We start from the raw sequence: 13,414 nt of genomic DNA, 5'->3' as shown, positions 1-13,414 counted from the left end.
AACCCTAGGTGGACTGGGCTATCTACTGGTAACTCCTTAGTTAACCAACTAGCAAATTGCGCAATGCTCAGATTCATTATCAAATAAAAAAATCCCACTTTAAAAGTGGGATTTTTGATTTGTTAAAAGGGCTTACGTTCTAAGCTAACTTGGCCTTAGCACGGCTTTTTCGCTTAGGTTTGAGTAAGGTTTTATCTGCCATTAACTCTTCTGGAGCAAAGTCATCAACGTTAATGGTATCTAATCTACCTTGTTCTGCTCGTGCCATTAATTCTGACTCTTCTTCAGTCAAGACACCAAGCTCTAAGCCTTTTTTACCTACTTCATCCAACTGGGTGAAAGGGAAACGTTGTTCGGCAGCTTTGCAGACTTTATCGTAAAGGGGCTCAGCGGCTAAAATGTCATCTAAAATTTGCTCCAATGTACCCATAGGGTTACCTTCGTCGCGTCCTAGATATTGTCCTTCACCTAAACGGTTACGAGTTTCCCCTGGCGTTTGCAGCAAAGTGGCGATTTTATGATCGAGTTCATCACCAGGTTTAGTGAAACTCTTACCGAAGGGCATAATGACAGCCCTTAGGAAGTAGCCTAATGCTTTATTCGGGAAGTTATGCAATAACTCATCAATAGCCGTTTCCAACGAATATAGGCAATCCTGCATCGCACGATGGACCAGTACAAGATCATCTTTTTGGCGGCCTTGATCATCGTATTTTTTAAGGGTCGCTGAACCTAAGTATAGGTAACTTAGAATATCCCCCAAGCGAGCAGAAAGTCTTTCTTTACGTTTTAACTCACCACCAAGCACACCCATTGCCACATCAGATAGCAATGCCATATTGGCACTATAACGCTTCATCGCTTTGTAGTATGTGCTGGTTTCATCGTCAAAAGGGGAGTCCGCGGTGATTGCACACGTCAGTGAATACCAGCCACTTCTAAAGAAGTTGCTCATTGCAAAACCAATGTGACCAAATACCGCTTGGTCAAATTCTGCTAGGGCCTCATTTTCATCTTCTTTGCCTGCGGCGTACATTTCTTTCAATACAAATGGGTGGCAACGTATCGCACCTTGACCATAAATCATCATATTACGGGTTAAGATGTTTGCACCTTCAACGGTAATTGAAATGGGTGTGCCTTGATAAGCTCTACCCAAATAATTATTTGGACCGAGCATTATGCCTTTACCACCATGCACATCCATGGAGTCGTTAACCACTGAGCGTATTTTTTCTGTTAGATGATATTTACAGATAGCTGAGATAACCGAAGGTTTCTCACCTAGATCCACACCTTTGGTGGATAGACTGGTAACCGCGTCCATCATGTAAGCGTTAGAGCCTATGCGGCCTAACATTTCTTCAATACCTTCCATTTTACCCACAGGCATTTTAAATTGACGACGAATGCGCGCATAAGCGCCTGTGGCGAGGGCCATTGTTTTAGTGCCACCGGCTGCGGTTGAGGGCAGGGTAATACAACGTCCTACCGACAAACATTCAACCAGCATACGCCAACCTTGACCGGCCATTTCAGCACCACCAATAATGTAATCCAGTGGAACAAAGATATCGGTGCCTTTTAACGGGCCATTTTGGAAAGGCACATTTAAAGGGAAGTGACGGTTGCCAATCTCCAAACCTTTAGTATCACGGGGAATTAACGCGCAAGTAATACCTAAATCTGCTTCATCACCCAACAAACCCTCAGGATCAGTCATCTTAAAGGCTAAACCAATTACAGTGGCAACAGGTGCTAGGGTAATGTAGCGTTTATCAAAGGTCAGTTTCATACCTATGATCTCTTCACCTTCCCACGTACCTTTGCAGACAACACCAGTATCTGGAATTGCACCTGCATCTGAACCGGCTTCTCGACCTGTTAAAGCAAAACAAGGGATTTCTTCACCCGTTGCCAAGCGCGGTAGATAATGATCTTGTTGTTCTGTAGTGCCATAGTGTTGCAGTAATTCACCTGGACCTAATGAGTTAGGAACACCTACTGTTGTTGCTAAAACTGCGTTACATCCAGATAATTTTTGTAAAACTCTTGATTGTGCGTAAGCTGAAAATTCTAAGCCGCCATATTTCTTTTTAATGATCATGGCAAAGAATTTATTATCTTTCAGAAACTGCCAAGTTTCAGGCGATAAGTCAGCACGAGTATGATGCACTTCCCAGTCATCCACCATGCGACACGCTTCTTCTACAGGCCCATCTAAAAATGCCTGTTCTTCAGCGCTTAACACCGCTTTTGGAATGGCATGTAATTTCTGCCAATCAGGGTTACCACTGAAAATTTCACCGTCCCACCAAACTGTACCAGCATCGATGGCTTCTTTTTCAGTTGTCGACATTTCCGGCATAATTTTACGATACATATCTAGCATTGGTTGGGTCATGTATTGTTTTCTTACGGACTCCATATTCAATGGAATCGCAATGGCTAAAAACACTAACCAAGTAAAGAAACCTACATACCCAAATGTCGTCCCAAGTAGTAATACTAGGCCAACGATTACACAGGCGTTTAATAATTTCAGTCTGAGAAAACTGACAACGCCTACCGCACCAATTACAGTGACTAACCACAATATAATATTCATTCAAAAGACCTTTTTCTGACTTAGAATTAAAAATATGCCCGTTTTTGACGGAGATCAAATGCATTCATCTTATAGCTAATTATAAGCATGGCAATATTAGCGCTGTTTTCAAGCCTAAATTGTTATTTAGATGTTTTCTTTGAGCGAGATCTAACATTTTAAAAATAGTTAAATTAATACAAATTATTATTACGCTATTTTGAGTAAATTGGATGTTAGTTAGTTGATGAAACTGAGGAGAACGCAGAAAGCTGTATATCGCCTTGCTCCTCTCCATCCTTAAGCTGTTTCAATCTGACTAATTGATAGTTAAGTGATGGGGCAAACCACGCATAGGTTTCACGCGTAGAGTTGGGACGAACTATTTTAACTTTAACGCCTTCTAACATACCGTAGGGAAGAGACAATTGCTCAGTAGAAGACATGACCACTAAGTTATATTGTCTTAACTCTCCTCGATAGTTTAAAAGGTTGTACTGTAGTTCTTTTTTACCTTCAGCGAGTTGTAACTGAATGTCCAAACGATAAAGTTGGTTGTCTAACTCATTTTTCCATTGCAAGCTCGACTCGTTATTTATGTTGATAGCATTTTTTTGGCGGTCAAATTGCACAACTAAGCTTTTGTCTGAACCAAATCCTGTACGCTCATAGTTATACTTGAAAGGAATAATTTTGTCGTCAGAATAGCTAAACAAACTCACTTCACTGCGTTTATCTGATAAAAAGAACATGGATACTTTAGATTGATAAGATAAACGAAAGCGTTCGCGACCAAGGGATTCAAGTTTTAGCTCAGCCGTCCCCAGCTCCTTGCCATAACGAAACGCTTTGTAATGGGCATCGAATTCAGTTAATTCAGCAGCATGCAAGCTCACACCAAGGTTGAAGCAGAATAATAGTATTCCGCTTAACAAGCATTTAATCAGTCGCATATCCGTTTTGTGGAAGTTCCTGTCCATCTAATACTGCCTTATTGTTGATCATCATTAATCGCTGCTTACAAAACCAGTCTACAACAAGTGGATAAATATTTCGCTCTTGTTGCTGCACTCTTTGGGCTAATTCAGCGGCGTTATCATGCTCAAAAACCGGTACTTTGGATTGAATAATCACTGGGCCACCATCAAGTTCTGGTGTAACAAAGTGCACCGAAGCGCCATGTTCCGCGTCTTTTGCATCAATAGCTTTTTGATGGGTATTTAAACCTTTATATTTGGGTAACAGTGAGGGATGGATGTTAACCATCTTTCCGCTAAAGCTACTCACAAACTGTTCGGTCAAAATACGCATAAAACCAGCCAGTACCACTAAATCAGGTGAGTATTTGTCGATTTGAGTTTTTAAAGCTTGGTCATACTCACTGCGGCTATCAAACTCACGGTGATTCACGCAAAGGGCGTCTATTCCGGCGTCTTTTGCACGTTGTAAGCCAAACGCAGTTGGTTCATTTGAAATAACTGCGGATACTTTAGCTATATCAGCTTTGTCACTAAAATAGTCGATAATGGCCTGTAAATTAGAGCCATTACCGGAGACTAAAACAACAATTGATTTCACTGAACCACTCAATTAAATAATCTCAACTTGTTCTTGTTCTTCACCGCACTGAGCTATTTCACCTAACACCCAAGCATTTTCGCCTAGTTCATTTAGATAATTGACCGCTGCATCAGCTTCTGCTTGTGGTAATACAATCATCAGACCCACACCACAGTTAAAAGTTCGGAACATTTCGTGTTCTGTAATATTGCCTTTTTCTTGAAGCCAATCAAAAATCGCTGGTCGTGTCCAACTATTGCGGTTTACAACGGCTTTCGCGTTATCAGGTAACACACGTGGGATATTTTCCCAGAAGCCACCACCAGTGATATGGGAAATAGCGTGGACCTTATGTTTTTCTAATAAGGCTAGAACGGATTTCACATAAATGCGAGTTGGCTCTAATAGGTGATCAGCGATAGTGCTATCTTCGAAAGGGGTTTCAGGATCTGTACCGCTTACTTCTAGTACTTTCCGTACTAGAGAGTAGCCATTTGAATGAGGTCCTGAAGAGGCTAGGGCAATAATTGCATCCCCTGGCGCAACCTGACTTCCATCAATAACTTCATCAGCTTCTACTACGCCAACACAGAATCCAGCAACATCGTAATCGTTACCGTGATACATGCCAGGCATTTCAGCCGTTTCGCCACCAATTAAAGCACAACCAGATAATTCACAGCCTGCGCCAATACCACTAACCACTTCGGTAGCCGTATCAACATCAAGTTTACCTGTGGCGTAATAGTCTAAGAAAAATAAAGGTTCGGCACCTTGAACGATTAAATCGTTTACGCACATTGCAACTAAATCGATACCAATTCCAAAGTGGCGTTTTAAATCCATCGCCAGTCTCAATTTTGTACCCACTCCATCGGTACCAGAGACTAATAGAGGTGAACGATACTTTTGAGGAATAGAGCACAATGCACCGAAACCTCCCAAGCCGCCTTTCACTTCTGGACGGTGAGTTTTTTTGGTCACTGACTTGATTCGTTCTACCAGTTGGTTTCCTGCATCAATATCGACACCTGCGTCTTTATAACTCAGAGATGGATTAGAATCGCTCACAATATTCCTCAGTAAAAAATTTTTGCGGATTTTATCAGTATGGCAAAAGAAAAGGTACTGTAAATCAAGGTATTTTCTAGCAAGGTAACAAACTTTGTTAACGAAGTAGATTATTTTTACGAATAAAAACGGCCAAATTGCTTGAAAAACATACGTTAATGGTAAACATCCTTTAAACAAATGATGAAATTTTTATTTAGATCCATGACAATACTGCTTTGAATTTTCAAGAGTGTTTTTACTAATGCGTGGTCTGCTGTTTTTAACGTTATTAATTATTGCCCAATTTAATGGGGTGAACGCGGCTGTTGTTGAAGGACTATATAGCGCGTCTGTAGTAGTTGATGATCAATCCACAACTGCGCAGAAAAAAGCGGTGAAACAAGCCCTTGCTGAAGTGTTAGTGAAAGTTAGTGGTGATCAGAGTTTATTAGCTGATCAGGAAATCAAAGCATATTTAAATAACGCACAAAATATATTGTTGTCATATTCTTTCGAATCCTCCTCAGAAGGTTTGGTATATAAAGCTGAGTTTGATGTGAATAAAGTCGAAAGTGTTTTGCGCTCCACAGGATTTGGAATTTGGGGTAAACATCGTCCTCAAACGCTGGTTTGGTTGGCAATGGAAGATAAAGATACAGAGACCCGACAACTATTCTCCGATAGTCTCCATCAAAACTTAATCGATGTGGCCAAGCAAACCGCTAAGACTCGTGGTATTGATATAGCGTTTCCGATAATGGACTTAACCGATATTCAACAGGTAAGTGTGTATGATGTTTGGTCTAGTTACACCCAGAACTTAGTCGAAGCAAGTGAACGCTACGGCACTGAATATGTGATGTCAGGACGTTTATTTTATCGAGATGAGCAACCTACTACAGAGCTATTACAAGAAGGTGACGAGGGGTTACAACCAGCGCCTAAAAGACTCAATGTGTGGGTACTTGAATGGTTAATTACGCGTCGAGGTGCGTTTAATTCTGGAGAAGTGGAAGCTAGCTCACCAGAACAAGCCGTAGAAAAAACTTTTAATATGATAACCGATGAATTAGCTGAAAAGTATGCAATTGAAGCGGTTGCTGGTGACGGCACTGAAAATAAAACACAGATAGTTATTGGTAATATTTCATCATTAACCGCTTACACAGAAGTGTTAGATTTTTTGAATAATTTGTCGGTGGTTATCGATGTTACCTTAGTAGAGCAACAAGGTGGTTTTTCAACTTTCGAGTTAGAATTATTTGGTGCTAAGGAAAACCTTGATGAAGCATTCCGCTTAGATAATAGAATTGAAAGTCCAAGGGACGATTTTAGTCAGTCTGAAGTCAATAAACCTTATTTTTGGAGACCTTAATTTGGTTGACGAGCAGTTACCAAAGCAAATTTCTTTAGATGTTGATTTGCCCGACGAACAGACATTCGACTCTTTGGTGGTGGGTGATAATTCTTTAATTTATCAACATTGTGGTTTACTTGTTGAACAAAGTGAATCGACAGAGTTACCTTTTCTCACCTATATTTCAGGCGGCGCTGGTACGGGCAAAAGTCATTTATTAGTGGCCATGTCACACAACGCGGCACAACAACAGAAATCTCATTTTTATTTGGCACTGGATGCAACGTTGCCATATCCCCATACGATTTTGGATGGTATGGAAAATATCCAACTGCTTTGTATCGATAACATTCAGCACATTCAACATAGCAAAGATTGGCAAAGAGCGCTGTTTGATCTGATTAATCGCATTCGCGAAACGCAAGTGTGCAAACTGGTCGTTAGCTGTGATCGTGGTCCTAAACAACTGCAATTCGAATTAGCTGATTTAGTCTCTCGGTTAGCTTGGGGAATTAGTTTCAGTTTAACACCATTAGATAACCTAGACGCCTGTGAGGCATTGAATATTAAAGCAAAACAGCGAGGAATTAGTATTTCTCGTGAATCATTACAGTTTTTGATCAGTCATGCTAAACGAGACATGCATAGTCTAGTCGCAGCGCTTGATGAACTGCAATTTCAAGGTATACAAGAGAAACGAAAAATTAGCATTCCTTTTATCAAACAAGTGCTCGATCTTTAGCCGTTATATTCATTCCATTTTCGTTTAACTTGCACTGTTATAAAATACCTAGATTACCTCTTTTAAGTTAATAATTTACTTTTCAAAAGACGCTTTTTCTTTAGCCATTTCATCTTTTAGTTTAGGAATGCTAAGGCCCAGTTCTTTGCCTCTGAGGCGAGCATAAAAGCTGCAACCGATAAACATGGCAAAACTTAATACTATTTCAATTAACGCGTAATACCGCTCATCGGCTACAGCATAAAAGCTGGTGAGACCGTGAATAATATAAAACATGACAATAAAATTTGCCCACGCATGGGTATAGGGTTTGCCTCTTAAAATACCGGCCATTGGAAATAGCAAAGGAATAGTCCAAGCAATCGTTAATAATATTTCGAACTGTTCACTTCTGCCTGTTGGGGTTGCCAATAATAGATGCCAAACAGGAACCCAAACTAATAATAACAGGTAACTTACTAAGGCTAACTTTCGATAGATATTGGTTGGAATTTTCATTTTTGTCCTAGTTTTTGGGCTAACGAGGCGAGTCGTTTTCCCTGGGCAATACATAAAGCTTGTTCGTCTTGACTTAATTCAGGTTTGTTTTGCAAACTGACATGAGTTACACCGTAAGGGCTACCACCGGTCTGAGTTGTATGCAATTCGGGTTCGGAGTAGGGTAGTCCAGAGATCACCATTCCGTGATGCAATAACGGGATCATCATAGTTAATAAGGTCGACTCTTGGCCACCATGCATACTACTGGAAGAGGTAAACACACAAGCCGGTTTAGCGTTCAAATTAGCAGACAGCCATAGTGAGGATGTTGAGTCCCAGAAGTGTTTCATGGCCCCACTCATATTCCCAAATCGAGTAGGGCTGCCTAGCGCCAGCGCACTGCAGTTAGCCAGTTCATCTAGTGTCACATACGGGTCTCCCGACTCAGGTACCGCTTGCTGATTAAAGTCTATGCCAGTAGATACTTTAGGTACAGTGCGAATGATCACTTCAGCCCCTTGCATCTGCGCACCTAAGGCTATTTTGTTAGCTAAGTTTCGAGTTGCACCATGTAAGCTGTAGTACAAAACTAAAACTGGGCCCACTATAAAATGTCCAGTACAGATTCAGGTGGGCGGCCAATTTTAGCTTGCTTATTGTTTACGACAATTGGGCGCTCAATCAGTTTAGGGTAGGTGGCCATTGCTGTAATTAATTGAGATACCGTGACATTTTCATCGCCAAGATTATTCTCTGTATAATCTTTTTCTTTTAAACGCATCATTTTACGTGGATCGTCAATTTTCAACAGCGCCATAAGTTCTTCAATTTGCGTTACCGATAATGGCGTTTTTAAGTATTCAATAATTTCTGGTTTTAGGCCTTTTTCGGTTAGCAGCTCTAAAGTTTGACGACTCTTGCTACAGCGAGGATTATGATAAATTGTTAGGTTTTGCATAATTAGTTTACTTTTCATTGCCAATTAAATTGCAGTATTCTAAAGGGTAATGCACAGTGGCAACAAATGTTATTTGGATTGTTGTACTAATTTCATTACCAAAGCCGTGAATTAGATAGGAAAACACAGAGTTTATGTTTAAAAAATTACTCTTCGTCAGTTTCGGATTTGCAGCAGCGGTTGCGGGTTTTTACCTATCAATGAGTCTTAAATCTGACTTTACCACTGTGGATGGGGAAAGTTACCAGTGGCAAGATTTTGAAGGTCAGTATTTAGTTGTAAACTATTTTGCCGAGTGGTGTGCGCCTTGTTTAAAAGAGATCCCAGAGTTAAACGAGTTTGAACGCTTCGCCAGCAGTGAAACTGATGTGGCATTGCTAGCCGTTAATTTTGATAACTTACCTGATTCTGAATTAATGGCGTTAAAACAACAGTATCAAATTGAATTTACAGTTATCTCTGGTTTACCGGAAAATACGGTGTTTACTAAGCCAAAATCGTTACCTACTACTTTTATCATTGGTCCTGACGGGGCATTGATTAAACAACTACAAGGTGAACAAAGTAACGCAAGTTTACAGAATATAATTATTCAGTTGCGCCAACGCCAAAGTATGCAGTCGATTTAAAGAGATTTAATCTTGTCAATTTGTTCTCTAATCTGATCGATTCTAGCCCTAATACGCTGTTTTTCTAACTGCCGATCACCAGCAAAATTATAAGCGTTGTGAAGCTCATCTATGGCTCTGGAATAGGCACTCACCAAAACAAACACTTCAGCTTTACTTTGATGCATTTCTAACATTTGGCGGCTCTCAAGGTATGCATCGGTAAGTAACTGCAAGGCCAACAGGTTATTTGGGTTAACCAATAGAAAATCTTTTAATAGGCTTGTGGCTAGTTTGATATCCCCTTTTTTAATCAGTATGTTGGCTAAATTTAATGTAATAACACTATTGTGAGGAGTGTGTTTTGCTTGTTCTGACAACCTGGCAATAGCCGGCTCGAATTTCTTTTGTGCTATAGCTAAGTCAGTGGCGATATCGAGATAAAATAGATTATCAGGATCGTCTTTAATTAACTGATCAACGATTCTTTGGGCTTCAGGGTATTGTTCGTTTTCAAAATAGGATAAGGCCAAGCCATATATAGCAGATTGCTTGAAAACATACTTTTGTTTATCAATGATATCTATGAAGGAGATTATATTGTCTTTCGGGTTGCCATAATAACGGGCAATAATTCTCGTTTTTGCTAAATGGAAACTAAGCCTCGCAGGCACTTGTCTAACATTATATGAACTTGCACGACCACGAGCATCAGAAATACGCGATTGTGGTAGAGGGTGTGTTAACAAATAGGCAAAAGGCGTAGATTGAAGACGATACTTTTCAGCTAATTTTCCGAAAAAGGTTGCTGCAGCATTGGGATCGTAGCCACTTTGAGCCAATACCTGAATACCAATACGGTCAGCTTCTCGTTCGTTTGAGCGGGTATAATTGATTGATGCCTGTTGCGCTGCGGCGTTGGTGGCACTCATGGCCGCCATACCTGCTTCGGGGTTAGCGATAGCCAATAATACACTACCGAAAATGGAAGCTAACTGTAGCGGTGTGGATTTTTGCTGTGCCTGCATTTTGCGAGCAATATGGCGTTGAGTGACGTGGGCAATTTCGTGAGCAAGTACGGAGGCTAATTCACTCTCATTGTCTGAATTAAATATTAAACCAGTGTGAACACCTACGTGACCACCAAAAAACGCAAATGCGTTAATATCGGCATTGTTGATTAGAAAAAACTTAAACGGAAATTTAACGTTATCAGCTTGTACAACTAATCGATTTCCTAAATCTTGTAGGTATTCATCTAATAAAGGATCATTTAAAAGTGGTGCTTGACCACGAAGTTGGCGCATCAGTATTTCGCCAATCTGCATTTCTTTGTCAATGCTTATAGCATCTGACGCTACCACACCAATTTCTGGTAAGGCATTGCGCTGGTGCTGATCACTAACTTGCGCTATCACTGAAATTGAGGAGAACGCGAATAGGACAGAAGCTACTGCTACAAAAAGACTCTTGACCATATTTTTCAAACTAACTTCTCTCAAATTTCTCTATCCACTCTAAATGTATGGGTTAATACGCCTGTTTGAAACAGCTGAACACAAATAAGTTCAGTTTTTTACGTCAGTTTTATGTAAGTCAAGCGGTAATATATCATTACACTTAGCATATAAGAGCAGATATCTTATATTCTAATTTCATTTAAATTTAATTATTAAACGTGCAATGATAGTGTAAATTATTATGCAGTTATAAAACGAACCTCGCAGCTAGTTGCTAAACAACCATTGTCGTGTTGAGTAAACAATCCCCACAGAACTAAATATAGGCAGGAAATTACATGTTTGAGATGTTAGATCGCTGGTATAAGCGTAAGTTTTCGGATCCGGATTCTCTTATGCTACTCATGCTACTGATCTTTGTATCCGTATTATTCGCTATTTGGGGTGATATACTGATGCCTGTAATTGTGGCAGCAGTCATCGCCTATTTGCTAGATTGGCCATTAATGCAGTTAATGAAGTTAGGCATTAACCGTATGTATGCCACTACTATTATTGTATTGGCATTTATTGCAGTGTGTATTTTGACCTTTATTGGATTGGTTCCGGTTATTACCCAACAAAGTGTCAATTTGATTAAGGAAACTCCACAAATCTGGAATAAGGGACAAGAGTGGTTATTGACCTTGCCTGATTTGTATCCAAACTTTATCCAAATTTATCATATTCAAAATGTATTGGAGGAGATCAATCAAAAGATTGTTCAAGTGGGGGAAACCCTTATCTCGGCCTCTTTTAGTTCCCTAGCGGATTTAGGTGCAATATTAATTTATCTGATTTTAGTACCCTTGATGCTGTTTTTTATGCTCAAAGACAAGAATTTGTTGATTGATAATCTAATGCGTATTTTGCCCAACGAACGACGCTTGATTAAACAAGTCAGTTCCGAAATGAATTTGCAAATTGCCAATTATATCCGTGGTAAAGTAATTGAAATAATTATTGTGGGTGCGGTGTCCTCGATTACCTTTGCCCTAATGGATCTTCGATACGCTGTACTATTGGGAGTGCTGGTTGGCTTTTCTGTTTTAATTCCTTATATAGGTGCTGCCGTTGTCACTTTACCCATCGCCATTGTGGCGCTGTTTCAATGGGGAGTTACTTCGGACTTTTGGTATTTAATGGCTGCCTATGCCATTATTCAAGCGTTAGATGGTAATGTGTTAGTGCCCATATTGTTTTCCGAGGCGGTGAGCTTACATCCCATATATATTATTGTCGCTGTGCTGTTTTTTGGCGGTCTGTGGGGGTTCTGGGGGGTATTTTTCGCCATTCCCTTAGCAACTTTAGTTAAAGCCGTTATCAACGCTTGGTCACCAAATGTACATCCTCCTCAGGAAAGTATCCTTTGAACCACAAAGCTAGCAAAAACGGTTATTAAATAAAAAAGGGAGCATAAATTTGCTCCCTATTTTGTTTCACTTGCTCTAAATTTATTTGTTGGTTAAATAATCTAAAACTACCTGGTGGTGGTCTTTGGTTTTGAATTTGTTGAAAACGTGTTCGATGTTGCCGCTTTCATCAACCAGAAAAGTTGTACGCACTACACCCATATTTTCGCGACCCATGAATTTCTTCAATTGCCAAACTCCATAATCTTCACACACAGCGTGATCTTCGTCAGCAAGTAGGGTGAAGTTAAGATCTTGCTTGTTGGTAAAGTTGGTGAGCTTTTTAGGTGTATCAGGGCTTATGCCAAGGATAACAACATTTAATTTATCCAGTTCCGATTTAGTGTCTCTTAGAGCGCAAGCTTGCACAGTGCAGCCTGGAGTGGAGGCTCTAGGATAAAAATACACAAGAACTTTCTTGCCTTTTAAATCAGCTAATGCGACGGCATTATCATTTTGGTCTTGCAGGGTGAACAGCGGCGCTTTATCGCCAGCTTGTAGTTGATTCATGTAAAGATCCTAATTAATTGGTTAAGTTATGTATGGTAATTCTCCAGCAGATGGGCAGCTAACCTATGTACTCAAATTAATGATTTTCGCTGATTTTACCTGACAAATTAAAGCTATCTAGTAATGCATTAAACTGGCTGGTGAGGCCGGCCATGTCTCCCTCAAGGGGCATACTTGCTACGAACTTTACTTTCATCTTCTCTTTTTGACTATCCTGGTCGGTGAAAGTGTGTTGCCGCAAAGCACTAATTGCAGCATCGAAACTGGTTAACAAAGTTGATACCTTGTGAATAACCCCAGGGATATCGTCACCACTTATTTGCACATCAATAAGGTGTTCCAAATTTTGCTTACTATGGCGTTTGGTACGCTTCATCATAGATAGTAGATCATGGCTCTGGCAGGTTTGTGGTAATTTAAGTTCAGCTTTAGTGATTTCTAACTGCGACCCTTCCAAAATCATGGTGAGGGAAAAGTCTTCGCCATAAAAAGCTTGTCGGCTGTCCAATATGTTGCAACCTGTGGCGCTGACGGTGTTAGAAATTTCACTTAAAATTCCCACATTGTTGCCACCCATAATGGTAACGATGAGTTGTTGTTTCATTAATTAAAATTAGTTCAAAGTAAAAACGATGAGGGTATTATAAA

At 40.1% G+C, this 13,414-nt stretch carries 14 protein-coding genes; 4 read left to right on the top strand and 10 right to left on the bottom strand.

Features of this window, described 5'->3' with window-relative positions; genetic code table 11:
- Positions 1-139: 139 nt before the first annotated feature.
- The 4 genes from fadE to purM all read right to left on the bottom strand — a co-directional run bounded on the left by fadE (position 140) and on the right by purM (position 5,218).
- On the bottom strand, positions 140-2,608 hold the full coding sequence (gene fadE, locus AB6T38_RS14385; RefSeq protein ID WP_372547962.1) for an acyl-CoA dehydrogenase FadE: 2,469 nt from the start codon (positions 2,606-2,608) through the stop codon (positions 140-142).
- Between the two features lie 215 nt (positions 2,609-2,823).
- Positions 2,824-3,567 carry a DUF3108 domain-containing protein gene (locus tag AB6T38_RS14380; RefSeq protein WP_372547961.1) on the bottom strand — a complete coding sequence of 248 codons (744 nt, stop codon included), beginning with the start codon at positions 3,565-3,567 and terminating at the stop codon, positions 2,824-2,826.
- Positions 3,527-4,177: a phosphoribosylglycinamide formyltransferase gene (gene purN / locus AB6T38_RS14375; protein WP_372547960.1), complete on the bottom strand. Its 651-nt coding sequence runs from the start codon at positions 4,175-4,177 to the stop codon at positions 3,527-3,529. The genes AB6T38_RS14380 and purN overlap by 41 nt, the downstream gene beginning before the upstream one ends.
- Positions 4,178-5,218 (bottom strand): phosphoribosylformylglycinamidine cyclo-ligase, encoded by a 1,041-nt coding sequence (gene purM, locus AB6T38_RS14370; RefSeq protein WP_348489394.1) that lies wholly within the window; start codon positions 5,216-5,218, stop codon positions 4,178-4,180.
- A 244-nt stretch (positions 5,219-5,462) separates the two neighbouring features.
- Here purM and AB6T38_RS14365 point away from each other — a divergent pair, with 244 nt between their 5' ends.
- Both AB6T38_RS14365 and hda read left to right on the top strand, forming a co-directional pair.
- Positions 5,463-6,575 (top strand): DUF2066 domain-containing protein, encoded by a 1,113-nt coding sequence (locus AB6T38_RS14365; RefSeq protein ID WP_372547959.1) that lies wholly within the window; start codon positions 5,463-5,465, stop codon positions 6,573-6,575.
- Between the two features lies 1 nt (position 6,576).
- Positions 6,577-7,299, top strand: coding sequence for a DnaA regulatory inactivator Hda (gene hda, locus AB6T38_RS14360; protein ID WP_372547958.1), 723 nt, complete (start codon positions 6,577-6,579; stop codon positions 7,297-7,299).
- 75 nt (positions 7,300-7,374) lie between these two features.
- Here hda and AB6T38_RS14355 read toward each other — a convergent pair whose 3' ends face one another.
- Genes AB6T38_RS14355 through arsC form a run of 3 tightly spaced genes read right to left on the bottom strand, consistent with a single transcriptional unit; the run spans position 7,375 to position 8,737 of the window.
- The gene (locus AB6T38_RS14355) at positions 7,375-7,797 is read right to left on the bottom strand and encodes a DUF2069 domain-containing protein (RefSeq protein WP_372547957.1); all 423 of its coding nucleotides are present in this window, start codon (positions 7,795-7,797) and stop codon (positions 7,375-7,377) included.
- On the bottom strand, positions 7,794-8,384 hold the full coding sequence (wrbA, locus tag AB6T38_RS14350; RefSeq protein ID WP_372547956.1) for an NAD(P)H:quinone oxidoreductase: 591 nt from the start codon (positions 8,382-8,384) through the stop codon (positions 7,794-7,796). The genes AB6T38_RS14355 and wrbA overlap by 4 nt, the downstream gene beginning before the upstream one ends.
- The gene (gene arsC / locus AB6T38_RS14345; protein WP_372547955.1) at positions 8,384-8,737 is read right to left on the bottom strand and encodes an arsenate reductase (glutaredoxin); all 354 of its coding nucleotides are present in this window, start codon (positions 8,735-8,737) and stop codon (positions 8,384-8,386) included. The genes wrbA and arsC overlap by 1 nt, the downstream gene beginning before the upstream one ends.
- Before the next feature lie 134 nt (positions 8,738-8,871).
- On the opposite strand from arsC, the gene AB6T38_RS14340 reads away from it, so the two are divergent.
- Entirely contained in the window at positions 8,872-9,366 is a 495-nt protein-coding gene (locus tag AB6T38_RS14340; RefSeq protein ID WP_372547954.1) for a TlpA family protein disulfide reductase, read from the top strand.
- Here the strand turns inward: AB6T38_RS14340 and AB6T38_RS14335 are convergent.
- A complete protein-coding gene (locus AB6T38_RS14335) occupies positions 9,363-10,823 on the bottom strand; it encodes a M48 family metalloprotease (protein WP_372548021.1) in 1,461 nt (486 codons plus the stop codon). The two genes, AB6T38_RS14340 and AB6T38_RS14335, sit on opposite strands and share 4 nt — an antisense overlap.
- A 320-nt stretch (positions 10,824-11,143) precedes the next feature.
- Between AB6T38_RS14335 and AB6T38_RS14330 the strand changes: the two genes are divergently transcribed.
- Entirely contained in the window at positions 11,144-12,217 is a 1,074-nt protein-coding gene (locus AB6T38_RS14330) for an AI-2E family transporter (RefSeq protein WP_372547953.1), read from the top strand.
- Between the two features lie 81 nt (positions 12,218-12,298).
- Here the strand turns inward: AB6T38_RS14330 and bcp are convergent, their stop codons facing one another.
- Positions 12,299-12,766, bottom strand: a complete 468-nt coding sequence (gene bcp, locus AB6T38_RS14325) for a thioredoxin-dependent thiol peroxidase (protein ID WP_372547952.1) — start codon at positions 12,764-12,766, stop codon at positions 12,299-12,301.
- 76 nt (positions 12,767-12,842) lie between these two features.
- Positions 12,843-13,370 (bottom strand): glycine cleavage system protein R, encoded by a 528-nt coding sequence (locus AB6T38_RS14320; RefSeq protein WP_372547951.1) that lies wholly within the window; start codon positions 13,368-13,370, stop codon positions 12,843-12,845.
- Between the last annotated feature and the right edge of the window lie 44 nt (positions 13,371-13,414).

It is taken from the genome of Aliiglaciecola sp. SL4 (assembly GCF_041538045.1).
GTDB lineage: Bacteria > Pseudomonadota > Gammaproteobacteria > Enterobacterales > Alteromonadaceae > Aliiglaciecola.
Note: the sequence above shows the minus strand (reverse complement) of the source record. Positions and strands in the feature narration are given on the sequence as shown.

Coding starts and splice junctions, on each gene's coding strand:
- fadE (WP_372547962.1), bottom strand. CDS start 2,608: ATGAATATTATATTGTGGTTAGTCACTGTAATTGGTGCGGTAGGCGTT.
- AB6T38_RS14380 (WP_372547961.1), bottom strand. CDS start 3,567: ATGGACAGGAACTTCCACAAAACGGATATGCGACTGATTAAATGCTTG.
- AB6T38_RS14365 (WP_372547959.1), top strand. CDS start 5,463: ATGCGTGGTCTGCTGTTTTTAACGTTATTAATTATTGCCCAATTTAAT.
- AB6T38_RS14355 (WP_372547957.1), bottom strand. CDS start 7,797: ATGAAAATTCCAACCAATATCTATCGAAAGTTAGCCTTAGTAAGTTAC.
- arsC (WP_372547955.1), bottom strand. CDS start 8,737: ATGCAAAACCTAACAATTTATCATAATCCTCGCTGTAGCAAGAGTCGT.
- AB6T38_RS14340 (WP_372547954.1), top strand. CDS start 8,872: ATGTTTAAAAAATTACTCTTCGTCAGTTTCGGATTTGCAGCAGCGGTT.
- AB6T38_RS14335 (WP_372548021.1), bottom strand. CDS start 10,823: ATGGTCAAGAGTCTTTTTGTAGCAGTAGCTTCTGTCCTATTCGCGTTC.
- AB6T38_RS14330 (WP_372547953.1), top strand. CDS start 11,144: ATGTTTGAGATGTTAGATCGCTGGTATAAGCGTAAGTTTTCGGATCCG.
- bcp (WP_372547952.1), bottom strand. CDS start 12,766: ATGAATCAACTACAAGCTGGCGATAAAGCGCCGCTGTTCACCCTGCAA.
- AB6T38_RS14320 (WP_372547951.1), bottom strand. CDS start 13,370: ATGAAACAACAACTCATCGTTACCATTATGGGTGGCAACAATGTGGGA.